This window comes from Falsiruegeria sp. JB4-1 (assembly GCF_055693495.1).
On sequence record NZ_JBVFTZ010000001.1, the window covers coordinates 2,175,339 to 2,198,394 of the forward strand.

General features: G+C 57.1%; 19 protein-coding genes and 3 pseudogenes. 14 read left to right on the top strand and 8 right to left on the bottom strand.

Features of this window, described 5'->3' with window-relative positions:
* The first annotated feature begins 18 nt into the window (after positions 1-18).
* Both ACZ1HE_RS11130 and ACZ1HE_RS11135 read left to right on the top strand, forming a co-directional pair.
* A complete protein-coding gene (locus ACZ1HE_RS11130; RefSeq protein WP_472620808.1) occupies positions 19-792 on the top strand; it encodes a 3-hydroxybutyrate dehydrogenase in 774 nt (257 codons plus the stop codon).
* Between the two features lie 80 nt (positions 793-872).
* Positions 873-1,897, top strand: a pseudogene (locus tag ACZ1HE_RS11135) (patatin-like phospholipase family protein).
* Between the two features lies 1 nt (position 1,898).
* On the opposite strand, the gene ACZ1HE_RS11140 reads toward ACZ1HE_RS11135, so the two are convergent.
* The 4 genes and pseudogenes from ACZ1HE_RS11140 to ACZ1HE_RS11155 form a co-directional block, all read right to left on the bottom strand.
* The gene (locus ACZ1HE_RS11140) at positions 1,899-2,582 is read right to left on the bottom strand and encodes a DUF502 domain-containing protein (protein WP_472620809.1); all 684 of its coding nucleotides are present in this window, start codon (positions 2,580-2,582) and stop codon (positions 1,899-1,901) included.
* A gap of 79 nt (positions 2,583-2,661) precedes the next feature.
* Positions 2,662-3,577, bottom strand: a pseudogene (locus ACZ1HE_RS11145) (pseudouridine-5'-phosphate glycosidase).
* Positions 3,574-4,467 (bottom strand): PfkB family carbohydrate kinase, encoded by an 894-nt coding sequence (locus ACZ1HE_RS11150; protein ID WP_472620810.1) that lies wholly within the window; start codon positions 4,465-4,467, stop codon positions 3,574-3,576. Before ACZ1HE_RS11150 ends, ACZ1HE_RS11145 begins: the two are co-directional and overlap by 4 nt.
* 45 nt (positions 4,468-4,512) lie before the next feature.
* On the bottom strand, positions 4,513-5,316 hold the full coding sequence (locus ACZ1HE_RS11155) for a DUF4198 domain-containing protein (RefSeq protein ID WP_472620811.1): 804 nt from the start codon (positions 5,314-5,316) through the stop codon (positions 4,513-4,515).
* Between ACZ1HE_RS11155 and ACZ1HE_RS11160 the strand changes: the two genes are divergently transcribed.
* On the top strand, positions 5,315-6,451 hold the full coding sequence (locus ACZ1HE_RS11160) for a HupE/UreJ family protein (protein WP_472620812.1): 1,137 nt from the start codon (positions 5,315-5,317) through the stop codon (positions 6,449-6,451). The two genes, ACZ1HE_RS11155 and ACZ1HE_RS11160, sit on opposite strands and share 2 nt — an antisense overlap.
* On the opposite strand, the gene ACZ1HE_RS11165 is transcribed toward ACZ1HE_RS11160, so the two are convergent.
* Positions 6,448-7,068 carry a thiamine phosphate synthase gene (locus tag ACZ1HE_RS11165; protein ID WP_472620813.1) on the bottom strand — a complete coding sequence of 207 codons (621 nt, stop codon included), beginning with the start codon at positions 7,066-7,068 and terminating at the stop codon, positions 6,448-6,450. The genes ACZ1HE_RS11160 and ACZ1HE_RS11165 overlap by 4 nt on opposite strands.
* Positions 7,069-7,222: 154 nt before the next feature.
* Between ACZ1HE_RS11165 and ACZ1HE_RS11170 the strand changes: the two genes are divergently transcribed.
* From ACZ1HE_RS11170 to ACZ1HE_RS11190, 5 genes are all read left to right on the top strand, one after another.
* Positions 7,223-7,969, top strand: a complete 747-nt coding sequence (locus ACZ1HE_RS11170) for an RNA methyltransferase (protein WP_472620814.1) — start codon at positions 7,223-7,225, stop codon at positions 7,967-7,969.
* 60 nt (positions 7,970-8,029) lie between these two features.
* Positions 8,030-9,184, top strand: a complete 1,155-nt coding sequence (gene ctaA / locus ACZ1HE_RS11175; protein ID WP_472620815.1) for a heme A synthase — start codon at positions 8,030-8,032, stop codon at positions 9,182-9,184.
* On the top strand, positions 9,181-10,650 hold the full coding sequence (locus tag ACZ1HE_RS11180) for a carboxypeptidase M32 (RefSeq protein WP_472620816.1): 1,470 nt from the start codon (positions 9,181-9,183) through the stop codon (positions 10,648-10,650). Before ctaA ends, ACZ1HE_RS11180 begins: the two co-directional genes overlap by 4 nt.
* An 81-nt stretch (positions 10,651-10,731) precedes the next feature.
* Entirely contained in the window at positions 10,732-11,469 is a 738-nt protein-coding gene (locus ACZ1HE_RS11185) for a GNAT family N-acetyltransferase (RefSeq protein ID WP_472620817.1), read from the top strand.
* Positions 11,430-11,939 carry a GNAT family N-acetyltransferase gene (locus ACZ1HE_RS11190; RefSeq protein WP_472620818.1) on the top strand — a complete coding sequence of 170 codons (510 nt, stop codon included), beginning with the start codon at positions 11,430-11,432 and terminating at the stop codon, positions 11,937-11,939. The genes ACZ1HE_RS11185 and ACZ1HE_RS11190 overlap by 40 nt, the downstream gene beginning before the upstream one ends.
* Here the strand turns inward: ACZ1HE_RS11190 and gyrA are convergent.
* Positions 11,936-14,635: a DNA gyrase subunit A gene (gyrA, locus tag ACZ1HE_RS11195; RefSeq protein ID WP_472624447.1), complete on the bottom strand. Its 2,700-nt coding sequence runs from the start codon at positions 14,633-14,635 to the stop codon at positions 11,936-11,938. The genes ACZ1HE_RS11190 and gyrA overlap by 4 nt on opposite strands.
* 222 nt (positions 14,636-14,857) lie before the next feature.
* Between gyrA and ACZ1HE_RS11200 the strand changes: the two genes are divergently transcribed.
* The gene (locus ACZ1HE_RS11200) at positions 14,858-15,127 is read left to right on the top strand and encodes an usg protein (RefSeq protein ID WP_108789578.1); all 270 of its coding nucleotides are present in this window, start codon (positions 14,858-14,860) and stop codon (positions 15,125-15,127) included.
* A 74-nt stretch (positions 15,128-15,201) separates the two neighbouring features.
* Entirely contained in the window at positions 15,202-15,897 is a 696-nt protein-coding gene (locus ACZ1HE_RS11205; protein ID WP_472620819.1) for a lipid-binding SYLF domain-containing protein, read from the top strand.
* A gap of 1 nt (position 15,898) precedes the next feature.
* Here the strand turns inward: ACZ1HE_RS11205 and ACZ1HE_RS11210 are convergent, their stop codons facing one another.
* Positions 15,899-16,852: a radical SAM protein gene (locus ACZ1HE_RS11210; protein ID WP_472620820.1), complete on the bottom strand. Its 954-nt coding sequence runs from the start codon at positions 16,850-16,852 to the stop codon at positions 15,899-15,901.
* A 156-nt stretch (positions 16,853-17,008) separates the two neighbouring features.
* On the opposite strand from ACZ1HE_RS11210, the gene zwf reads away from it, so the two are divergent.
* From zwf to pgi, 3 genes are read left to right on the top strand one after another with little or no spacing between them, the layout of a single operon-like run.
* The gene (gene zwf, locus ACZ1HE_RS11215; RefSeq protein ID WP_472620821.1) at positions 17,009-18,475 is read left to right on the top strand and encodes a glucose-6-phosphate dehydrogenase; all 1,467 of its coding nucleotides are present in this window, start codon (positions 17,009-17,011) and stop codon (positions 18,473-18,475) included.
* Entirely contained in the window at positions 18,472-19,143 is a 672-nt protein-coding gene (gene pgl, locus ACZ1HE_RS11220; protein WP_472620822.1) for a 6-phosphogluconolactonase, read from the top strand. Before zwf ends, pgl begins: the two co-directional genes overlap by 4 nt.
* 11 nt (positions 19,144-19,154) lie before the next feature.
* A complete protein-coding gene (gene pgi / locus ACZ1HE_RS11225; protein ID WP_472624449.1) occupies positions 19,155-20,762 on the top strand; it encodes a glucose-6-phosphate isomerase in 1,608 nt (535 codons plus the stop codon).
* 1 nt (position 20,763) lies between these two features.
* Here pgi and ACZ1HE_RS11230 read toward each other — a convergent pair whose 3' ends face one another.
* On the bottom strand, positions 20,764-21,240 hold the full coding sequence (locus ACZ1HE_RS11230) for an acyl-CoA thioesterase (protein ID WP_472620823.1): 477 nt from the start codon (positions 21,238-21,240) through the stop codon (positions 20,764-20,766).
* 172 nt (positions 21,241-21,412) lie between these two features.
* Here ACZ1HE_RS11230 and ACZ1HE_RS11235 point away from each other — a divergent pair.
* A pseudogene (locus tag ACZ1HE_RS11235) lies at positions 21,413-23,030 on the top strand (long-chain-fatty-acid--CoA ligase).
* Positions 23,031-23,056 lie beyond the last annotated feature (26 nt).

Sequence of the window (23,056 nt, forward strand, 5' to 3'; positions counted from 1 at the left end):
CAGCAAGGGAATATCGTCATGTCTCTCAACGGGAAAACCGCCATAATCACCGGATCAAACTCGGGCATTGGCCTGGGTGTGGCGTGGGAGATCGCAAAGTCCGGCGCAAACGTTGTGCTGAATTCGTTCACCGATCGGGATGAAGATCACGCACTGGCGGCTGAGATCGCCAAGGAGACCGGAGTTGAGGCGCGCTATATCAAGGCAGACATGTCCAAGGGTGACGAATGCCGTGCGCTGATTGAACAGGCCGGTGTCTGCGACGTACTGGTGAACAACGCCGGCATTCAGCATGTGGCGCCGATTGACGAATTCCCGTCCGATAAATGGGATGCGATCATCGCGATCAACATGAACTCGGCCTTTCACACCACAGCAGCGGCGTTGCCGATGATGCGCAAGGCAGGCTGGGGCCGGGTGGTGAACATCGCCTCGGCCCATGGATTGACCGCCTCGCCGTTCAAGGCGGCTTATGTGGCCGCGAAACACGGCGTGGTCGGCATGACCAAGACCGTGGCGCTGGAGACGGCCGAAGAGCCGATCACCTGCAATGCCATATGTCCGGGCTATGTACTGACCCCGCTGGTCGAGGCACAGATCCCTGACACCATGGAAAAATACAATATGGGCCGCGAAGAAGTAATCAAGAAGGTCATGCTGGAGCGTCAGCCCTCGCGCGAGTTTGCCACGGTTGAGCAATTGGGCGGCACCGTTGCGTTCCTGTGTTCGGATGCAGCCAAGCAGATCACCGGGACCACGATTTCGGTCGACGGCGGCTGGACCGCACTTTGATGTGACGCGGGGATGGGGGCTCTGCCCCCGTCGCTGAGCGACTCCCCGGAGTATTTTCAAAAGGGTGAAGGAATGGCCTCATGAAGCGGATCAATCTGGCTTTGCAAGGCGGCGGCGCACACGGGGCCTTTACCTGGGTGTGCTGGATCGGCTGCTGGATGAAGAGGACGTCGAGGTCGCGGCGATCACCGGCACGTCGGCGGGCGCGCTCAACGGGGCGGCGTTCAAGTCAGGCATGGTCAAGGGCGGGCGTGAGGGCGCGCGCGAGACTTTGAACTGGCTCTGGGGCAAGATGGGCGCTGTTGGTGACATGCGCCTGGCCAATTGGATGCGCGGTTTCGAACCCGCGCAGATGGCGCAGGCCTTGGAGTATTCGCTGCCGTTTTCCATGGCCGACACGCTGTCGCGCATGGTGTCGCCCTATGCCTATGGGCCGTTCTATGTGAACCCGTTGAAATCCGTGGTCGACGCTTTTGATTTCGACAACGTCTGTGTGGAAGAGGGGCCCGAGCTTTTCGTCTGCGCTACACGGGTGCGCACCGGTAAGATCCGCATCTTCAAGGGGGCAGAGATCAGCAGCGACGCGATCCTAGCCTCGGCCTGTCTGCCAACCTTGTTCAAGGCGGTCGAAATCGATGATCCCGAAACCGGACGGCGCGAGGCGTATTGGGACGGCGGCTATACCGGCAATCCGGCGCTGTTCCCGTTGTTCAATGCAGGTTTGCCAGATGACGTGGTGGTGGTGAACATCAACCCACTGGAACGAGACGAATTGCCGGTGACGCCGCAGCAGATCCACAATCGGGTGAACGAGATCAGCTTCAATTCCTCTCTGTTACGCGAACTCCGTGCGATCAACTTTGTCCAGCGGCTGTTGGAAGATGGCACGCTGAAGAAGGGTACAATGAGCCGGGTTTTGGTGCATATGATCGCCGATGATGAACTGATGACCGAGCTGTCGGTGGCGACCAAGATGGTGCCGACACCAATGGTTCTGAACAAGCTCAAGCAGGCTGGGCGCGCCGCGGCTGACGGTTTCTTGTCGACACACAAGGCGGATCTGGGAAAGCGCAGTTCTATTGATCTGTCCGAAATGTTCGGATGATCTATTCCTTGGGCGGAAGCGACGGGTCTTTGTCGTTGGGGTAGACCAGACCTGCCGAAATCACCAGTTTGGCCGCATCCTCGATGCTCATGTCCAGGTAAATGATGTCCTCCTCGGGGAAGAACAGCAAAAAACCGGATGTGGGGTTCGGCGTGGTGGGGACGAAGACACTGACGAGGTTGCCGCCGGTTTCGGCGCGATCTGCGACCTCGCCCTTGGCATCGGTCGAGACAAAGCCGATGGCCCAGATCCCGCGACGTGGATATTGGATCAGGCAGGCCTTTTCAAAACTGCGCTCGGTCTGCGCAAATACCGTTTCCGAGATTTGCTTGATGCCGGAATAGATCGAGCGCACAACCGGCATCCGATCAACCAGACCTTCGGCAAAGTGGATCAGCGAACGCCCGATCAGACCTTTGGCAATCCACCCTACGATGATCGTGAACATCAGGAAGAAGATGACGCCAACGCCGCGCAGGTTTATTCCGATGTATTCCTCTGGCTGGAACTGATGCGGTACCAAGGGCAAGACAAAACTGTCAAACCACCCAACGACCGTCCACAACAGCCACAGCGTCAGCCCAACCGGAGCAATGACAACGATCCCCGTCAGGAATGACGCGCGCAACCCGGCAAAGAGGCCGGGGCGGCGGTGATGAGGTTCCTCGTCAAAAGGCGTGTTCATTGAGTCTTCCGTCCGTTCCGCCGCTGAACCTATGCACGATTTGGCCCGCCGACAATGGGGTTGCGGGCCATTGTTCAATTCACTTGGTTATCTTGATCAAATCCTGTGCAATTTGCGCGGCCAGACGGGCATTGTTGCGCACCAATGCGATGTTCGCGGTCAGCGAGCGACCTTTGGTCAGTTCAAAGATGCGTTGCAGCAGATAAGGTGTCACCCCTTTACCGGTGATGCCATGTGTGTCGGCGTCTGCTTGGGCGGCTTCGATGATCGGGGTCAGTTCCTCGGCCGGGATCTGATCAGCCACTGGGATCGGGTTGGCCACCAGTTGACCACCAGTGCAAGCCAAGGGCGCTGCGTGTTGTGTGGGCCTGCGCGATCTGGGTTGCATCATCCATACGCAGGGGAGCGGACAGCGGGGATTGAGCCGACCAGAAGGCGGGAAAGGCGTCTTGTCCGTAGGCAATGACCGGTACGCCGAGGGTTTCCAGAACTTCGAGCGTCTTCGGCACGTCCAGAATTGCTTTGGCACCAGCGGCGACAACCGTCACCCGGGTTTGGGCCAACTCATGCAAGTCAGCCGAGATATCGAAGGTTGTCTCAGCGCCTTTGTGGACGCCGCCGATGCCGCCAGTGGCAAAAACTTCGATCCCGGCGAAATGCGCGGCGATCATGGTGGCCGCCACGGTTGTGGCCCCGGTGCCACCCGTGGCGATACAGGCCGCCATGTCAGCGCGCGACAGTTTGGCAACGCCCTTGGCCTGACCAAGGGATTGCAACTGATCAGGCTCCAGACCCACGTGCAGCTTGCCGTCAATCACGGCGATCGTTGCGGGCGTCGCGCCTGCATCGCGGATGTCCTGTTCCACCTGCGCCGCGACTTCGACGTTCTGGGGGTAGGGCATGCCGTGGGTGATGATGGTGCTTTCCAGTGCCACGATGGCGGCGCCCGCGTCTTTGGCAGTGCGGACTTCAGAGGATAGAACGAGGTCGATCACAGTGGGGTGTCTCCTGAAACATAGGTGGCCGCGGCCTGCAGCGCGCGGGCAAGGGCATCGGCGCGGGACGCGCCGTCGGCCTCGGCTGCGATATGGGCAGCCATGAAGGTGTCGCCGGCACCGGTCACACGGGTGACCAGCACTTCGGGTGGGGTTTGACTGATCAGATCGTTGGCATCTGCTTCGGTCGCAGCATTGCCGCCATCGGTGACCAGCGCGCGCCGAGCGCCACGGGCCAGCAGACCGCGCGCGGCGTCAGCAGAGGTGTCGAATTGTGTCTGGCAGAGCAGCCCGGCTTCTTCGAGGTTCACATAAAGCGTTCCGCGGGCCGAATTGACAAAGGGCAGCAGCCGTTCGGCCTTGCCGGGCGAGGCAGGTGCAACCCGCAGGTCGGCGGCGGAGAATGCGGGGTTGTGGGCTATTTCTTTCAAAAGCGACGCCGTCAGGTTTCCGTCCAGCGCGACAAGGCCGTCGAACGGGGTGTCAGGGCTGCCAAGTGCGCCATCTTCAAGAGGGTTAAGGATTTTGGCGCCCGCTGCTTCAAGCGAATGGGCATCGGCAATCGCCGCGATCAGACCGTTGGCCCCTTCGACTGCCATATAACGATCCGTTGGCAGATCGTCGGAGCGGTAGACCAAATCGGTTCGCATGCCCATTTGCTGGCAGGCATTGATCAATTCGTCACCTTCCGGGTCGCGACCGATGGCCGTCAGCAGGGTTGGGGTCATGCCGAAACGTGCCAGTGTCATGGCAATATTAAGGGCCACACCGCCAGGCAGGCGCGTGATGCGGCCCGGCACGTCCGAGCCCTGGCGCATGTGGCTGGCGGACCGTCCGATTATGTCCCAAAGGACGGACCCGATACACAGGATGTCTTTACGCTCTGTCATTTGCTGTACATGCCGCAGCGGGCAGGGCAGCGCAAGAGTAGGGCGTCAGCGGTCCGGCACAAAGAAAGTGAGTGCCGCCCATCGGGTGTCCCAGACCGCCTCGCTGTCCTTGGGTGCGGGGCGCAGAACCACGGCGTCCAGTAAATAAGTGTGGCCCGGACGGGTGGGGATCATGGCCTTGCCCACACCATCTGTGTGCAGGGTTTCGATGCGCACATCCCCCGTTGGCGTACGGTCGAAGATGGTGATCTGTGTCTCGGGCAATGGCTGACCCTGATAGAGAAGTTGAACCGGCAGCCCTTGGGTTAGGTCATCCACATAGGGGTTTGCGCCCGCCACGAACTCGATCTCCATCCCGGTTTCGTAGTCGGAACCGGAACCGGCCCCCACGTTGATCAGTGCCTTGGCATGTCGTGTGTAGCTTTCACGGAATCCATCTTTGGCAAGACCGCGTGCTTGATGGCGCGAAGCGACGTCGCCAAACCCCTTTTCATCCACGAAGGCCTGAAACTTGGGCCATTCGTGGTACTTTAGAGTCGATGGTTGTGTCTGATGCACGATGATCAACAATCCCGGATCGCTGAGCGTTGTTTCCAGTGCCGGAACGTCACCCATTCGGCCCGCATAGGGCGCGACTTGTCCGCCCAGATGCAGCTCAAACCTTTCGATGCGGGTGTCAAAGAACATCTGCGGGCTGCCCTCAAAACCCTGACCGATCAGAAGATTGGCAACCAGCGGCGCTCCGGTTTCAACTTGATATTTTTCCGGTTCGATCCAAAACTCGTGTGCAAGGGCCAGCCTTGGCAGGGGCAGGCAAAGGGCAATGACCAAGAGCAGACGGGGCAACATGCGAAAAACCTATGTTGGGCTGATCCACAAGCTGCGGTTCTGGGCTGCGCTGTCAACCCTTTGGTTGCTGGCTACAGCTGCTGCCGCACATGAAGTGACACCCACCATTGGCGATCTGAGTGTTCAGGACGGCCAGCTGAGGCTGGAACTGCGCCTGAACGTCGAGGCGTTTGTCGCTGGAATCGATTTAGACGGGATGGCCGACACAGATGCCTCTGACCTGTCGGATCGTTACGATGAACTGCGCAAAATGGATTCGGTGTCGCTGGAGCGCATGGTGCGAGAATTTGCACCGGTTTGGGCCGCGACTATCTGGGCCCGGGCCGGTGAACCGATTGACTGGAAATATGAAGGGATCAGCATTCCGGTAGTCGGTAATCCTGAACTGCCAAGGGCTTCGGAGCTTTTGTTGGTTGGAGACTTGCCCCAAGGCGCTCGTGCAGTGACCTTGACATGGCCGGAAGGTGCGGGCGCGCTCGTCTTGCGCCAACAGGGGGTTGAACAACCCTATACCGGTTACCTGCAAGGTGGCGAAACCAGCCCACCGATTTCTTTGGCGGGCGGTGCCGCGCGCAGCGGGTGGGAGGCGTTTGTGGCCTATATCCCAGTGGGGTTTGATCACATTCTGCCGCGCGGTACCGATCATATCCTATTTGTGCTGGGGCTCTTTTTTCTCAGCGCGCGTCTGAGACCACTTTTGTGGCAGATTACGGCCTTTACGCTGGCGCATACCGTCACCCTCGCGCTTGGGACGCTGGATGTGATCACCATCAGCCCTGCCATTGTCGAGCCGCTGATTGCGCTGTCCATCGTCTTTGTCGCAGTCGAAAACGTCTTTACACGCGCACTGAATCCCTGGCGACCGTTAGTGGTCTTTGGCTTCGGTCTGTTGCACGGGCTGGGCTTTGCCAGCGTGTTGGGAGAGTTCGGCCTGCCTCAGGATCAGTTCTTTGCCGCGCTTTTGGGGTTCAACATTGGTGTCGAACTGGGCCAGCTGGCGGTCATTGCTGCCGCGTTCCTGACCGTTGGTCTGTGGTTCCGAAACAAGTATTGGTACCGAGGCCGGATTGCGATCCCGGCCTCGATCGTCATTGCCTTGATCGGGGCATATTGGTTCGTCGAGCGGGTGGTCTAACTCATTGCCGCCATCAGAGTGTTGAGAGCGGCCAATGGATCCTCGGCATTCCAGATCTCATCCCCGATGCCAAAGAAGTCGGTGCATGGCGTCAGGGTACGGATCAACTCGGGCGTCAGACCGCCTTCAGCGACAATTGGAACCTCGACGACGTCGGACCACCATTGAAACAACTCGGTCTCGGCAACGGTTCCGTCCCCCAAGGCTGTGTTGCCCACAGGGCCAAAACTGACGTAGTCCACACCGGCCTCACCTGCATTCAACCCGTCATGGCGCGAGGTGCCACAGAAGCTGCCGACGATGGCATCTGCGCCCAACTCCTTGCGGGCGACACGGACCGATTTGGCCGCATCTGTCAGATGTACGCCGTCCAACCCTAACCGCTGCGCCATCAGCACGTGATCGGCGATGACCAGAGCGATGTCGCGGGCATGGGCCACTTCGCGTACCGCATCGGCTGCGCGAGCCACGTGATCCTCATCGGTGCTGGCCAGCGACAGGCGCAAGCAGGCGATTTCGGCGCCGTCCAGAACACGAGCGAGCGTGTCGGGATAGCTCTCCAAGTCCAAACTGGACGGGGTGGAAAGGTAAATCTGCGGCAGCTCGGGCGTGTCCATGGGCGTTGGTCCTTATCCGTGTTTGGCGCGGTTTAGCGGATTGTGTGGGGGAAGGAAACTTTATTGCCTGTTCATGTAGGCGAAAACAGCGCCTTCTCTTGCCCTGCGGCGCGCGCGGCAGTAGAGCAGGCGAGATTTTTCGAAAGGTGAGACCATGCCAAGCGAGACCGCTCAGCCCTCATTCGTGTTGGTTCGGCCCCAGATGGGTGAAAACATCGGTGCCGCGGCGCGGGCGATGTGGAACTTCGGTCTAGACCGGATGCGCATTGTTGGTCCGCGAGATGGCTGGCCAAACCCCAAGGCGGTTGCCATGTCGAGCGGAGCAGGGCGGTTGCTGGACGAGGCGCAGATTTTCGAGGATCTGTCAGGTGCCTTGTCGGACCGGACGTTTGTATTCGCCACCACCGCGCGGCCACGTGACCTGACGAAGCCGGTCTACAGTCCCGAACACGCAATGAAGATGGCGGCTGAAATGGTTGCGGCTGGTGAACAGGTCGCGGTACTTTTTGGTCCCGAACGCGCGGGGCTGGAAAACGACGATATCGCCAAGGCCAACGCCATCATCTCGGTCCCGGTAAACCCTGAGTATGCTTCGCTCAACCTCGGCCAATGCGTGCTGCTGACCGCTTACGAGTGGATGCGGCAGGCAGGTGATGTGACCCATGTGTCCGAGGTGCCGGGCAATAAGGGCGATTGGGCAACCGGGGTAGAGATCGAGAAGTTGGTCGATCACTACGAAGAGCGGCTCGACGAGGCCGGGTTCTTTTATCCACCCGCCAAAGCCGAAAACATGAAGCTGAATCTGCGCAACCTCTGGAGCCGCATGCGCCTGACCCGGGCAGACGTGCAGATGCTGCATGGGATCATGCGGCAAATGGTGCGCTGGAAAGAACGCGGCTAGAACTGGACGCCGAGGGGCCTCCGACATAGCTTGCCCAACAAGACAACACCCGAGGTAGCGATGAGCCAGAAGCGCAATATCTTTGAGGAGGTCTCGGACGAGGCCCGCGACGAGCAGACCGTGCAGCCCGGCATGATTGACCGGGGCCGCGGCGGCGCGCGCAAGGCGATCCGGGCGTGGTTGATGGTGCTCTTTGGGCTCGTGGTGGCGATGATCGTTGTGGGTGGGCTGACGCGGCTGACCGACAGCGGGTTGTCGATCACCGAATGGCGCCCCGTGACCGGGGCGCTGCCGCCGATGTCCGAAGCCGAGTGGCAGTCGGAGTTCGACAAATACAAGCAGATCGATCAGTGGCGCATTCAGAACCAATGGATGGAACTGGCTGATTTCAAAGAGATCTATTGGTGGGAGTGGGGCCATCGCCAACTGGGGCGCCTGATCGGCGTGGTTTGGGCGCTTGGGTTCTTTGGCTTTATGGCTGCGCGAAAAATACCCACCGGTTGGACCGGTCGGTTGCTCTTGCTTGGCGTTCTGGGCGGTGCTCAAGGCGCGATTGGCTGGTGGATGGTCGCGTCTGGTGTGACGCAGGGCGAGGGGATGACCTCGGTCGCGAGTTATCGTCTGGCGGTGCACTTGGGGCTTGCTTTTGTGATCCTGGGCTTTATCGCCTGGTATTCCTACATGCTGGGCCGGGACGAGCGTGACCTGATGCAGGCACGACGCGCCAAAGAGGCCAAGCTGTTCTCGCTCTCCACTGGGTTGATGCACTTTGCATTTCTGCAGATCATAATCGGCGCTTTTGTTGCAGGCATCGACGCAGGCCGGTCCTTTACAGATTGGCCTCTGATTGGCGGGAAGCTGCTGCCACCGGACATGTCGGTACTGGACCCGTGGTGGCGCAACCTTTTCGAAAGCCCCGGTCTGGTGCAGTTCATTCATCGCTGTGCGGGCTATCTGCTGTTTGTCTTTGGCATCGTTGTCTGGCTGCGGGGCCGACAGAGCGCGCATCCGCAGACGCGTTTTGCCTTCAACGCGGTGTTCGCAGCCCTGTTGCTGCAAGTCGTTCTGGGCATCACCACTGTTGTTTACGCGGCTCCCTGGCACATTGCGATTGTGCACCAGTTGCTGGCCGTGATCTTATGGGCGCTGATCCTGCGCGCCCGGTTCCTGAGTGCTTACCCTGTTGCTACATCTGTTCGAGGAAATTCTGCATGACCGCTTTTGACCAATTGATGGCCTTCCAACGCGACACTTCGGCATTGGGACAGATCGCAGGGCGTTTGGGCTGGGATCAGGAAACCGTCATGCCACGCGGCGCTGCCGGGCAGCGCGGGCAGGAAATGGCAGCGCTTGAGGCGGTGTTGCATGCGCGCAAATCAGATCCGCGTGTGGCGGACTGGCTTGAAGCTGCAAAAGCTCCGGACGAAGCAGGCGCAGCGCAACTTCGTGAGATCCGGCGGGCTTTTGAACGCGCGCAAAAGGTGCCTGCTGATCTGGCCAAGAAACTGGCTCAGGTGACATCTGAGGCGCAAGGCAAATGGGCCCAAGCCCGTGCGGACGAGGATGTCGCTGCCTTCTTGCCAGTGCTGGAAGAGGTTGTTGCCCTGAAGCGCGAAGAAGGTGCGGCTTTGGCGAATGGTGGCGATATCTATGATGCGTTGGTCGAGGATTATGAACCCCATACCACAAGCGACGAAATCGCGGCCATCTTTGACGCGATGCGTCCACGCCTCGTCGCTTTGCGGGCGGCTGTTCTAGAACGCCCGTTACCGAAAGGCGTTCAAGGCGAGTTTGACGAAGCCAAACAGATGAAATTGTCTCGTCAACTTGCCAAGGCCTTTGGCTATGACATGAGCAAGGGGCGCGTGGACAAGGCAGTTCACCCTTTTAGTTCGGGAAGTGGGTCAGATGTTCGGATCACGACCCGAACCAGCCTGACCGACCCGTTCAACTGTTTCTATTCCACCATTCACGAGGTCGGCCATGCCGCCTATGAACAGGGGATTGATCCGGCCTTCGAGCTGACACCGTTAGGGCGTGGCGTGTCGATGGGCGTGCACGAAAGCCAGAGCAGGATTTACGAGAACCAATTGGGTCGCGGTCGCGCCTTTACTGGTTGGCTGTTTGGCCAGATGACTGAGATATTTGGTGATTTCGGGCTGGACAACGCTCACGAATTCTACGCCGCTGTGAACAGGGTTCAGAACGGCTACATCCGAACTGAGGCAGATGAGGTGCAATACAATCTGCACATTATGCTGCGGTTTGATCTGGAACGCGCGATGATGCGCGGCGATTTGACAGTCGCTGACATTGAAGCTGCCTGGAATGATCGTTTCAAATCCGATTTCGGGTATGAAGTCGACAAGCCATCAAATGGTTTGCTGCAGGATGTTCATTGGTCCGTCGGATATCTGGGCTATTTTCCCACATACTCTCTGGGCAACGTCTATGCTGGGTGTCTTTACGATGCTCTTTTCGACGCTGTTCCTGATCTGAACTCTCAATTGGCCAAGGGCGACACTTCGGGTGCAACCGGCTGGCTGCGCGATAACCTACAATGTCATGGTAGTCTTTATGCCCCGCGCGAAGTGATTGAGCGGGCCAGCGGCAAGGAGCCGGGCCCTGAGCCTCTGTTGCGCTACATCGAACAGAAGTTCAGTCAGATTTACGAATTGTAGGGTCTGACCCGCAGTCTCAAAGGCGCCTCAATTGTGTGATTGTCTGTGATAAAAACCGAAACGGAATAGTCACAGGCAATCATGGGCCATACTCAAGACGACAACGGTACAGCCCAGTTGATCCGACTGGACACAGGTCAGGCGTTTGAACAGGCCCGACCGGTTTTTGAGCGGATCCATGCACAAGACAATACTGCGGGAATACATCTAAGCTGGTCTTGGCTTCGAAGGTTATTCCGAGACTATGTAGGGCGTTGCCGTATCTACGCCTACGCGCCGTCTGGTAACTTTGAAGATACCACAGCAGTATTGCCGCTGCGTCGAGATCTGCACTGGAGTGAAACACGGCAGGAGTTCGTAACGCGCTATGCGGCCATGGGAATGCTCAACATTGCCGATTATACCGGTTTTGTTTGTTCTGATGAACGAGTGATCCCGGCGCTGGCCCGACAGTTGCAAAACGAACCCTGGGCGCGCCTGTCGTTGCGCTATGAGGCGACGGGTGTACGGGCGCATAGCTTTGCCCAAGGATTTGACACTGTGGCGGTCAATTGGCCTGTGAGAATGTCGTCAGGAGGGACGATAGACAACCTGGTTTGCCCCCGCATTCCGGTGGTCGGTTCGACCGACGAATATGTGGCGTCACTCGACAGGAAAATGCGAAAGAAGTTCCGCCGCGCACAACGGCAAGCCTTGCAGATGAGCGCGACTATTCGTCAGTCGGCCCCACATGAACAGGCCGAACATCTTGAATTGATCCTGACCCATTGGGCCAGATTTTGGGATGGGAAAAAAATCTCGAGACACGCTACCGTCTAGGGGACCGATACCGTCAGTATCTGGCCCGGGCAATGGAGTTGGGTTCGCTGTCCCTGACGACGCTTTGGATCGGCGAGAGGTTTGTTGGTGGAACCGCAAATCTGTTGGATGACAAACTGGGTGTGTTGCACAGTGTGGTTGAGGGGCGAGACGACAGAGCAGGTATCGATGTCGGGATTTTGTTGGCTGTTGAAATGATGCGTATCGCTGCCGAAATGGGACTGGATTGGATAGATCTTGGACATGGCAACTATGCCTACAAATACCGCTTGGGCGCGCATGATCGAAACGTCAGTTATCTTACCCTGCGTCGTCGTAGTCGTTGGAAGGGGCCGCTGTTCGACTCAGCCATGACACCGATGGCCATAGAGGCCACCCGGGAATTCATCAAAAACGGTGAAAACGAAAAAGCCCACGCAGCTTTGGTACAACTGCGTGGGCTTGTTTCAAGTTATCACCAAGCAGGTTAGGCTTCCGCTTCTTCCTCGTCGCCTTGATCCGCGATCCATGCCACGCTGACCACGCTTTCACCTTTGCCAGTGTTGAACACCTTGACGCCACCGGCACTGCGGGACCGGAACGAGATGCCATCAACCGGCACCCGGATCGATTGTCCTTTGGACGTTGCCAGCATGATCTGATCGTCGATCTCAACCGGGAAGGATGCGATCAATTCACCGCCGCGCATGGCCTTGTCCATCGCCGCAACACCCATGCCGCCACGACCACGTACTGGGTAGTCGTGGCTGGAACTCAGCTTGCCCGAGCCGCCTTCGGAGATGGTCAGGATCAAGTTTTCCGCCGCCGACATCTCGGCGTATCGCTCCTGGCTTATCGTAGCCATGGCGTTACCTTCCTCATCCGAGGCTTCGGCATCGTCGGTCAGGCCTGCCACTGCGCGCCGCATTTTCAGATAGGCGGAACGCTCGTCCGAGGTCGCGTTGAAATGGCGAATCACGGACATGGACACAACACGGTCATTGCCGCTGAGTTTGATGCCGCGCACCCCGGTCGACTTACGGCCCTTGAAGACACGCACATCCGTGGTCTGGAAGCGGATCGCGCGACCTGAGTTGGTGACCAGCATCACGTCGTCATCTTCGGAACAGATGCGCGCATTTACCAGTTCCACCTCTTCGGGCAGGTCCATGGCGATCTTGCCGTTGCGCTTCACGTTGGTGAAATCACTCAGCGCATTGCGGCGCACGTCGCCTGCGCTGGTGGCGAATACGATCTGCAAGTTCTCCCACTCATCCTCGGGCACATCTACCGGCATGATCGCGGCGATGGAAACGCCGGTTGGGATCGGCAGGATGTTCACGATGGCCTTGCCCTTTCCCGTGCGGCCCGATTGGGGCAAGCGCCAAGTCTTGAGCTTGTAGACCATACCGTCCGTGGTGAAGAACAGAAGTTGCGTATGCGTATTGGCCACAAAGAGGGTGGTGATCACATCCTCCTCTTTGGTCTGCATGCCGGACACACCCTTGCCGCCGCGCTTTTGCGCGCGGAAATCGGCTAGCGGCGTTCGCTTGATGTAGCCACCGCTGGTGACAGTAACGACCATGTCTTCGCGTTCGATCAGGTCTTCGTCGTCCATGTCGCCTGACCAGTCGACGATCTCGGTCCGTCGAGGCACGGCAAACTGGTCTCGAACTTCGCGCAGTTCGTCCCCAATGATGCCCATGATCCGTTCGCGTGACGACAGGATTTCAAGGTATTCCTTGATCTTGCCTGCCAGCTCTTCCAACTCGTCAGTAACTTCCTTGACCCCAATCTGGGTCAGGCGCTGCAGGCGCAGTTCCAGAATGGCGCGGGCCTGAGTTTCCGACAGGTTGTACGTGCCATCGTCATTGGCGGTATGGGTCGGGTCGTCGATCAGCGCAATGTATTCCAGGATCGGTTGGGCGGGCCAGCGGCGGGTCATCAGCTTTTCACGCGCCTCAGCAGCATCCGCCGATTGGCGAATGGTGGTAACGATTTCATCGATGTTGGTCACAGCCACAGCCAGGCCACACAAGATGTGGCTGCGTTCGCGGGCTTTGCGCAGAAGATACGCAGTCCGGCGCGCCACGACATCCTCGCGGAAATCGATAAAGCTGGTAAGGAACCGGCGCAGTGTAAGCTGTTCGGGGCGACCGCCGTTCAGCGCCAGCATGTTGCAACCGAAATAGGTTTGCATCGGTGAGAAACGATAAAGCTGGTTCAGAACCACCTCGGGCGTTGCGTCGCGTTTCAGTTCGACCACCACGCGCACGCCGTTGCGGTCGGATTCGTCTTGAACGTGGGCCACGCCTTCGATGCGCTTTTCCCGCACCGCTTCGGCGATCTTTTCGATCATCGAGGCCTTGTTCACCTGATATGGGATCTCGTCCACAATGATGGCATACCGGTCGCGACGGATCTCTTCTACGCGAGTCTTGGCGCGCACAATGACGCTGCCGCGTCCCTCAAGATACGCTTTGCGAGCACCGGACCGGCCCAGCATTACGCCGCCAGTCGGAAAATCGGGCCCGGGCACATAATCGATCAGCTGTTCGGATGTAAGATCCGGATCGTCGATCAACGCCAGCGTCGCATCAACCACTTCGCCCAGGTTATGGGGCGGAATGTTGGTCGCCATACCAACAGCGATACCACCAGCACCATTGACCAGCATGTTGGGGAAGCGGGCAGGCAGAACCGTCGGTTCCTGATCCTTGCCGTCATAGTTGTCCTGGAAATCAACCGTATCTTTTTCGATGTCGTTCAGCAAAAACGCAGCAGGCTTGTCCATGCGTACTTCGGTGTAACGCATCGCGGCCGGGTTATCGCCGTCCATCGACCCAAAGTTACCTTGACCATCGAGCAGGGGCAGAGACATCGAAAAATCCTGCGCCATCCGCACCAAGGCGTCGTAAATCGCGCTGTCGCCGTGGGGGTGATATTTACCCATGACGTCGCCAACCGGGCGGGCCGATTTGCGATAAGCTTTGTCGTGGGAATTGCTGGTCTCGTGCATCGCGTACAGGATGCGCCGGTGCACCGGTTTCAGACCGTCGCGAAGGTCGGGAATGGCACGAGAGACGATCACCGACATCGCATAGTCGAGGTACGAGGTCTTCATCTCGGATTCGATGGATACCGTCGGCCCGTCGTAAACGGGGCGCTCAGGTGGGGTTTCGTCCATGTTTTCAGGAGTTTCTGGCGTGTCGCTCACGTATGTTGCCCGATCTTTGTCCAGGGTCTATATCTTGTGGATGCATCTTATCAGAAGGGGTATATGGGGTGCAAGCAAGCTGCTCATTTCCCTGTCAGAAATTGTTCACAAAGTCATAACACATTGTTTTTGTAAGCGATTAACCTTTTTCGTGCTACGGTGAAGAGACCGAACCAGAAATGGAGGTCAAAAATGGAGCAGAGCGAAACAGAACTGATGCTCAAAGGGTATGGGCTGACGACGGCGGAATTCTTCTATCACATGCCTGATTACATACACGTCCTGAACACATTCGTCTGGCAAGACTACGATCTGGCCCCAGATCATCCTAAGTTGTTCAAATTCGTCGAGTTTTGGCAACGCGAGATCGAAGGCCCACTGCACTCCGTGCGCTTCACTCACCGCAAAATGATTTCTCCGGGAGAATGGCGCAATGTCGTTGGAGAGTTTCGGTTGAATTGATCGGCGACAGGACAAGATTGTTTTGATCAAAGTATCGGGGCATAGTCCAATCGCGCTTTGGGTTGGGGGTAGCTATGCTGCGAATTGGACTTGTAACGGTTCTGGTCTTTCTGGCTGGCACGGCGACGGCTGAGAAACTGTGGGACAAGGTCAAAAAGGGCGCGGAGAGCGCCGCCGAAGCCGTTGGAGAAGGCGCTCAATCTGTCGGAAGCGCCGTAGAACAAGGCGCCAAGGTTGTTGGAGAAACAGTCGATTCAACGGCCGAGTTGGTCAGCAACGAAGACACACCGGAAGCGACACGGGCCAGACTGGATGCCATGTCAGAGCAGATCTTGGCTCAACTGCTGGCAGAAAATGCTGATGCGCGTCAGCTGTTTGATCAAAGTGCGGGGTATGCAGCGTTTGACAGCCGAAAGGTGACCGTGTTTCCAGTAAGCGCCGGGTACGGGCGCGGGGTTGCGGTGTCCGGTTCCAATAGCGCACGCACCTATATGAACATGGGAACAGGCGGCGTGGGGGCCGCATTCGGGATTGGTGGTTTTGTCAGCAAGTTCGTGATCATGTTCGAAACGCAGGCTGACTTTGATGGCTTTGTCACCAATGGATATGACGCGACAGCCGAAGCAGGTGCCATGCAAGGGCAGGAAAGCAGCAGTGAATCTGTACGTTTCCTCGAGGGGCGTTCATTTTTTGTACTGGACAAGACAGGCTGGCGGGTAAACGCCAATGCCAGCGGAACCAAATATTGGCCATCTCCGGAACTAAATTAGGCTACGCTGAACAACTTGCCCCGCCCAAGACACAAAACTTGGCGCAATGGGGGTGGTTCAATTGCACGTCGGATTCGGCCTGTTCAAGAGTTTGGCCAAGTTCGAATTCAGGTGAATAGGGCAGGAGAGTACACGCCAGTACCGCCGGTTTGTCAGCGCCCTTGCGTTTGACGACCATCCGAGAATTCGAGCACATCACGGACTCAGGGCTTTTTCCCAGAATGCCCCAGCAAGCTGTCGTGATTTCGGGCACTTCAACCGTTTCGTCCATTTCCGGGAATAGGACGGTTTGTCCGGGGTTTTGGGCGTCGATGTCCAACCCATGCTGGGCAAAAAACGCCGCATATCCTGCGCGGCTTTGAACCTCGTCATGGTCCCAAAGGGAGCGTCCGGCAATGGCCATTTTGAAGCCGTGGTCGCGCAGCCACTGCATACCCTCAAGTGTCTTGGCAAAGCTGCCCGTGCCGCGTTCTTCATCATGCAGGTCGGGGCGATAGTGATCGACCGAGATGCGCAGTGTCAGCTTGTCGGCATGATCGCGTTGCAACTCCATCAATCCCTCGCGCATGGATTTGCGCATCATAGGACGCATGGCGTTCGTTAGGATCAGCACCTCGAAACCGCGTTCCAGCGAGGCCCGCGCCATGTCGATCATCTGCGGGTTCATGAACGGTTCGCCGCCGGTAAAGCCGATCTCGCGGATGGGCCATTTGCGCTCGGCGATCTGGTCAAGATAGTCACGCACCTCGTCCGCTGTGATGTAGACAAGCGCGTCATTGGTCGGGCTGCTGTCGATATAGCAATTGACGCATTGGATGTTGCACAGCGTGCCCGTGTTGAACCACAGCGTTTCCGGCTGGACCAGCGCGACCGAGGCGCGGGTTTCTCCTTTGGCTGTCACAAAACTGTCTTCAAACTTGCCGACATTTGCGATCTGCGATCCGAGGTCTTTCATGAACTTTCACCTTGCTGCTCAAGGTTTCATCTAGCCTATTTTGGGAAAGAAGTTAAAGTCGCCGATGATCGTCTGACAGACTTGTGAAGCATTGGGATTGAAGAATTGTTTGCGCTAACATTGGACTTTGCGAGTAAGAGAGATTAAGGACGGATCATGGTTTCACGTGTCATCCCGGTCGATCCTTTCGATCTGATCATTTTCGGCGGTACTGGCGATCTTGCGCGACGCAAGATCCTGCCCGCTTTGTTCCGCCGGTATTGTGCGGGGCAGATCCCGCAGGAGGCGCGGATCATAGGGGCTGCACGTCGAACGCAGGATGCAGATGCCTATCGTGCTTTTGTCGCCGAAGCGATCAAGGAGTTTTCGACACCGCGCCACTGTGAAGATGGCACGCTGGACGGGTTCCTGTCCTGTCTGGATTACGTGGCGGTTGATGCCTTGGGAGACGTTGGCTGGCAAGAGTTGTCTGCCAAAATCACCGGAGATCGGGTGCGGGCCTATTACTTTTCAGTCGGGCCGCGTCTGTTCGGTTCCTTGGCGCAGCGTACAAAGGCGCATGGGATGGTCAATGACCATACCCGGATCGTGGTTGAGAAACCCTTCGGTCATGATCTGGACAGCGCCAAGGCATTGAATGCGACTTTGGCGGATCATTTTCACGAAGGCCAGATCTATCGCATCGATCACTATCTGGGCAAAGAGACGGTACAGAATCTGATGGCGGTCCGGTTCGGCAATATGTTGTTCGAGCCACTTTGGAATAGCCAATACGTTGATCATATCCAGATTACGGTTGCTGAGAGTGTCGGCGTCGGGGGCAGAGGCGAGTATTATGATCGCGCTGGTGCCATGCGGGACATGATGCAAAACCACTTGATGCAGCTTCTGTGCCTGATCGCGATGGAACCGCCAGCCAAGTTTGATCCGGATGCGGTGCGGGACGAAAAATTAAAAGTCATCCGTGCTCTTGATGCGGTTGAACCTCATCATATCGTGCGTGGGCAGTATTTGGCGCGTGACGGAGAAGCCGAAGAGCATCCAAGTTACCGCGAGGCCGTGGGAAATCCTCGCAGTACCACCGAAAGCTATATTGCTTTGCGGACCCGCATCAGCAATTGGCGGTGGGCAGGCACGCCGTTCTACCTGCGTACTGGCAAACGGCTTAAGGCGCGGTCATCTGTGATCAACGTCATGTTCAAGGACGCGCCGCATTCGATATTTGGAGCGGACGCCGGGCGCCATGCCAACGTCCTGTCGATCCGATTGCAGCCGAACGAGGGTATCACGCTCAAGGTGACGATCAAGGAACCGGGGCAGGGTGGCATGCGGCTGGTCGACGTGCCACTGGACATGTCCTTTGCCGAGGCGCTTGGACCTGAGGGACAAGATCCGCCTGATGCCTATGAACGGCTGATCATGGATGTCGTGCGTGGCAATCAGACCCTGTTCATGCGCGGGGACGAGGTCGAGGCCGCTTGGGCCTGGACCGATCCGGTGATCGCTGGATGGGAGGCACGCGGCGATGTGCCCAAGCCTTACGAAAGCGGCAGTACAGGACCCGGCGACGCTGAACTGCTGATCAAACGTGACGGTCGCCATTGGCAGGGAATCGACCCATGAGACTAGTGGAATATGCCGATCGAGATATGCTGGCGATAGACGTCGCCAATATTCTGGCAGGGGCTTTGGAAACTGCTTTGCTGCATCATGAAACCGTTTCTTTTGCAGTTCCTGGCGGAACCACGCCGGGGCCGGTTTTTGATGCGCTATGTGCATCCAACCTAGAGTGGCACCGAGTTCACGTTCTGCCAACTGACGAACGTTGTGTGGCGGAAAGTGACGATCGCTCGAATGCCAGGCTGATCAAGGAACGTCTTTTGGTAGATCGCGCATCTACCGCGAATTTTCTATCGCTGTTTGACGGTGAACAATCGGTTGAGGACCATCTGTCGGAAACCGAAGCAACTTTGGCTCCTCACTTGCCATTGTCGGTTCTGGTTCTGGGGATGGGGACAGATATGCACACCGCGTCCCTGTTTCCGGGAATGGATGGGCTAGAAGCAAGTCTGGCATCAGATGCACGGGTTTTGACCATGGCGCGCCCCCAGACTCAACCCGAGGCCAGGGTTTCTTTGACAGCAACCGTATTGAACGGGGCCTTGTCAAAGCATCTGGTGATCTATGGGCGAGAAAAACGCGAAGCGCTTGAGCGGTCTATGACCATGCCCCCGGAGGAGGCCCCGATTTCGGCCGTTTTGAGCAACACCAACGTATATTGGGCAGAGTAACAGGTATCTATATGTGGACGGAACTGCACGATTTGTGCGCGGCGAGCAATGGTCGCCGGATCAAGGAATTGTTTGAAGCCGAAGCTGATCGGGTCACTGCGTTTTCGGTTGAGACCAGTGATCTGCGGTTCGACTATTCTAAAACCCAAATTGACTCCCAAATACGCAACGCACTGATCAATCTGTGTAAAGTGGCTGGTGTGGCCGAAAGGCGCGACGCGATGTTCTCTGGTCTCGCGATCAACGAAACCGAAGAACGCGCCGTGCTGCACACGGCCCTGCGCAATCTGGACGGTGATGCGGTTTACGTCGACGATCAGGATGTTATGCCAGAAGTGTTGGCGACCCTTGAGCGGATGCGCGGTTTCGCGCGGGATGTCAGAACTGCCAAGATCACCGGTACCGGCGGAGCGATCACAGATGTGGTCAGTATCGGCATCGGTGGGTCTGACCTGGGTCCTGCAATGGCGACGCTGGCATTGGCGCCTTACCATGACGGGCCGACGTGCCATTTTGTTTCCAACGTTGACGGCGCGCACATATCGGACACATTGCGACAACTTGATCCCAAAACAACTCTTGTGGTTGTGGCGTCCAAGACTTTCACCACTGTCGAAACCATGACCAACGCGCGTACAGCGCGGGCCTGGATGTCCGAAGGTGGAGGCGACCCGGAGCGCCAGTTTGCGGCTGTGTCAACGGCGCTGGACAAAACGGGTTCCTTTGGAATTTTGCCCAAACATGTGTTCGGGTTCGAGGACTGGGTTGGCGGTCGGTATTCGGTATGGGGACCTATTGGATTACCGGTGATGCTTGCCATTGGCCCGCAAGCGTTTGACGCGTTCCTGCGAGGTGGACAAGAGATGGACCGCCATTTCTGCACTGCCGACTGGCAAGAAAACATGCCTGTGATGCTGGCACTGGTTGGGATTTGGCACCACCAGGTAAGTGGCTTTCCTACCCGCGCTGTTCTTCCCTATGACCAACGCCTTTCAAAACTGCCTGCATATCTTCAGCAATTGGAGATGGAATCCAATGGCAAATCTGTGGCCATGGATGGTTCGCGCCTGTCAATCCCAGCGGGCCCCGTGGTTTGGGGTGAGCCGGGTACAAACGGCCAGCACGCGTTCTATCAGTTGATCCATCAAGGCACGGACGTGGTGCCTTGTGAATTTATGGTCGCAGCCAACGGGCACGAACCTGAGCTGTCCCATCATCATCGGTTGCTGGTGGCCAATTGCCTGGCTCAATCCGAAGCTTTGATGCTTGGCCGGACGTTGGAACAAGCGCGTGAGTTGATGGCCTCCAGCGGTTTGACCGGAAGTGCGTTGGAGCGACAGGCTCGTCACCGAGAGTTTGCTGGCAATCGCCCTTCCACTACGTTGATCTATCCGAAGCTGACGCCGTTTGTGTTGGGCCAAATCATTGCGCTTTATGAACATCGAGTTTTCGTTGAAGGGGTGATCCTTGGGATCAATTCTTTCGATCAGTGGGGCGTAGAGTTGGGTAAGGAACTTGCCACGTCTTTGGCACAGATCGTGGATGGTGAAAAAGGAACCGACGACAAGGATGGCTCAACTGCGGCGCTGGTTCACTACGTACTGAAACATCGTGAGTGATTCAGGTAGAGGGTGTGGCGCCGTCATGTGAGACAAAAGCGTCGCGCAACCCCTGAGGCAAGGGATACTTGCCGGATCCGTCAGACTTCAGCAGGACCATCACTCCGGTCAGGGTCGCGCGCAAATCGCCGGACCAAAGTTGTTGTTCGATTGTGAAAGAGGTGTTGCGAAAAGCGCTGGTTCTGGCCGTAGCAACATAAACTTCGGATGCCAGCATTTCACGTACGTAATGGATATGTGCGCTTCGGATTACCAGTCTCGGTTCAGGTAATCCTGCAAAGTGCTGCGCGCAAAGCGTGTCGAAATAACCGACGCGCAGGGTTTCGAACCACTCGACGTAAGCTTTGTTGTTAACGTGACCTAAGGGGTCGAGTTCGGCAAAGCGGACTTTGTCAGCTAGCGCCATGGGCTGAGGTGTCTTCAAACCAAACTCAAGCTGTTCCTCGGCCGATAGCGGCGTATGAAATCGGATATCCATGTCCGAATTGCTAGTGATTGCTGCGGTGGGGTGCAAGCAATTGTCACAACTGTCTTATCCCTTGACAGAACAAGTCATCCTGAATTGTCTGACAATTGAGTTCTGTGGTTATCACAGAAAGGGGGAATCGGCCTGATCACCCAAAAATGGCCGACCAATAGGAGGATTCGGGATGCTCGGACAGATGATGGCCCAGCCACTACTGATTTCATCGCTCATAGATCATGCCGCGCGATACCACGGAGATACCGACATCTGGTCGGTTGAAACGAGCGGTGGGATAGAACAGACAAATTGGGCAGGCATTGCCGAAAATGCACGTAGGCTGGGATCTGCCTTGACTGAATTGGGATTGGATCCGCAAACGCGGGTTGCAACATTGGCGTGGAACAATCGGCGGCATCTTGAGATCTATTATGGTGTATCCGGCGCGGGGTTCGTCTGCCACACCATCAATCCGCGTTTGTTTCCAGAACAACTCGTCTACATCATCAATCACGCTCAGGATAAGGTCTTGTTTCTGGATGAAACATTTGTGCCCCTTATTGCGCCGTTGTTGGATCAATTGCCCGACCTCGATCACGTTGTCCTGATGAGTGGGCGCAACGCTGAGGCTGCTGCCAAAATCCCCGGACTAAAATTCTATGACGAGTTGCTTGAGCAAGGGAACAGGTCGTTCGAGTGGCCGAATTTGGATGAATTAACCGCATCAAGCCTTTGTTATACTTCGGGAACCACCGGAAACCCAAAAGGGGTTCTATATTCTCATCGGTCCACGGTTCTGCACAGCTTTGCATCCAATACGTTAGATTGTGTCGGGTATTCAGCACGCGATGTGGTCATGCCGGTTGTGCCGATGTTTCACGTCAATGCATGGGGCTCTCCTTACGCTTGCGCTATGTCCGGCTCACGTATGGTTCTGCCGGGACCCGATCTTCAGGGGCAAGCGCTTGTGGATCTGATCGACACTTATGGCGTGACTCTTGCGATGGGAGTGCCGACGATCTGGGCGGGCCTTCTTGCATATGCGCGTGAGTCGAACACACAGCTAAATAGTCTGGAACGAACAGTGATTGGTGGGTCAGCCTGTCCGCCGTCAATGATGAGCGAATTTCGCGATATCTACGGGGTTGAGACCATTCATGCCTGGGGCATGTCTGAGATGAGCCCACTCGGGTCAACTAATACACTCTTGGGAAAACACCTTGATTTACCCGAGGACGCACAGAATGTTCTGCGGGAAAATCAGGGCCGTCCACCGTTTGGAGTCGAGCTCAAGATCGTGGATGACGAGGGACGGGACCTGCCCAACGACGGAACATCACAAGGCGATTTGATGGTGCGGGGACACTGGGTGCTGGACAGCTATTTTCTGAAACAGGATGAGGCCTTGCTGCAAGACGGGTGGTTCGCTACGGGCGATGTCGCTAGCATCGACGCAGACGGCTACATGACCATACGTGATCGCTCTAAGGATATCATCAAGTCGGGCGGTGAATGGATCAGTTCGGTTGAACTGGAAAACATTGCGGTTGCTCATCCAAAGCTGGCTGATGCGGCTGTTGTGGGTGTTCCACATCCAAAATGGGATGAGCGCCCGCTGTTGATTGCTGTTCTTGCACCGGGTCAAACTGCAACAGAACAGGAGCTATTGGGCTTTTTTGCTAGGCAAGATCGCCGGTTGGCAAAAACCCGATAAAGTCGTGTTTGTGGACACTCTTCCGCGGAATGCGACCGGAAAGGTTCTCAAGCGGAACCTTAGGGATCAGTTCAACAGTGTGCTGTTATGAACGCCTAGGCATAGTGAAGGGCGTTG

Excerpts from the sequence above, each read along its gene's own strand:
- ACZ1HE_RS11130 (WP_472620808.1), top strand. The coding sequence starts at position 19 with ATGTCTCTCAACGGGAAAACCGCCATAATCACCGGATCAAACTCGGGC.
- ACZ1HE_RS11140 (WP_472620809.1), bottom strand. The coding sequence starts at position 2,582 with ATGAACACGCCTTTTGACGAGGAACCTCATCACCGCCGCCCCGGCCTC.
- ACZ1HE_RS11150 (WP_472620810.1), bottom strand. The coding sequence starts at position 4,467 with ATGACAGAGCGTAAAGACATCCTGTGTATCGGGTCCGTCCTTTGGGAC.
- ACZ1HE_RS11160 (WP_472620812.1), top strand. The coding sequence starts at position 5,315 with ATGCGAAAAACCTATGTTGGGCTGATCCACAAGCTGCGGTTCTGGGCT.
- ACZ1HE_RS11155 (WP_472620811.1), bottom strand. The coding sequence starts at position 5,316 with ATGTTGCCCCGTCTGCTCTTGGTCATTGCCCTTTGCCTGCCCCTGCCA.
- ACZ1HE_RS11165 (WP_472620813.1), bottom strand. The coding sequence starts at position 7,068 with ATGGACACGCCCGAGCTGCCGCAGATTTACCTTTCCACCCCGTCCAGT.
- ACZ1HE_RS11170 (WP_472620814.1), top strand. The coding sequence starts at position 7,223 with ATGCCAAGCGAGACCGCTCAGCCCTCATTCGTGTTGGTTCGGCCCCAG.
- ctaA (WP_472620815.1), top strand. The coding sequence starts at position 8,030 with ATGAGCCAGAAGCGCAATATCTTTGAGGAGGTCTCGGACGAGGCCCGC.
- ACZ1HE_RS11180 (WP_472620816.1), top strand. The coding sequence starts at position 9,181 with ATGACCGCTTTTGACCAATTGATGGCCTTCCAACGCGACACTTCGGCA.
- ACZ1HE_RS11185 (WP_472620817.1), top strand. The coding sequence starts at position 10,732 with ATGGGCCATACTCAAGACGACAACGGTACAGCCCAGTTGATCCGACTG.
- gyrA (WP_472624447.1), bottom strand. The coding sequence starts at position 14,635 with ATGGACGAAACCCCACCTGAGCGCCCCGTTTACGACGGGCCGACGGTA.
- ACZ1HE_RS11200 (WP_108789578.1), top strand. The coding sequence starts at position 14,858 with ATGGAGCAGAGCGAAACAGAACTGATGCTCAAAGGGTATGGGCTGACG.
- ACZ1HE_RS11205 (WP_472620819.1), top strand. The coding sequence starts at position 15,202 with ATGCTGCGAATTGGACTTGTAACGGTTCTGGTCTTTCTGGCTGGCACG.
- ACZ1HE_RS11210 (WP_472620820.1), bottom strand. The coding sequence starts at position 16,852 with ATGAAAGACCTCGGATCGCAGATCGCAAATGTCGGCAAGTTTGAAGAC.
- zwf (WP_472620821.1), top strand. The coding sequence starts at position 17,009 with ATGGTTTCACGTGTCATCCCGGTCGATCCTTTCGATCTGATCATTTTC.
- pgl (WP_472620822.1), top strand. The coding sequence starts at position 18,472 with ATGAGACTAGTGGAATATGCCGATCGAGATATGCTGGCGATAGACGTC.
- pgi (WP_472624449.1), top strand. The coding sequence starts at position 19,155 with ATGTGGACGGAACTGCACGATTTGTGCGCGGCGAGCAATGGTCGCCGG.
- ACZ1HE_RS11230 (WP_472620823.1), bottom strand. The coding sequence starts at position 21,240 with ATGGATATCCGATTTCATACGCCGCTATCGGCCGAGGAACAGCTTGAG.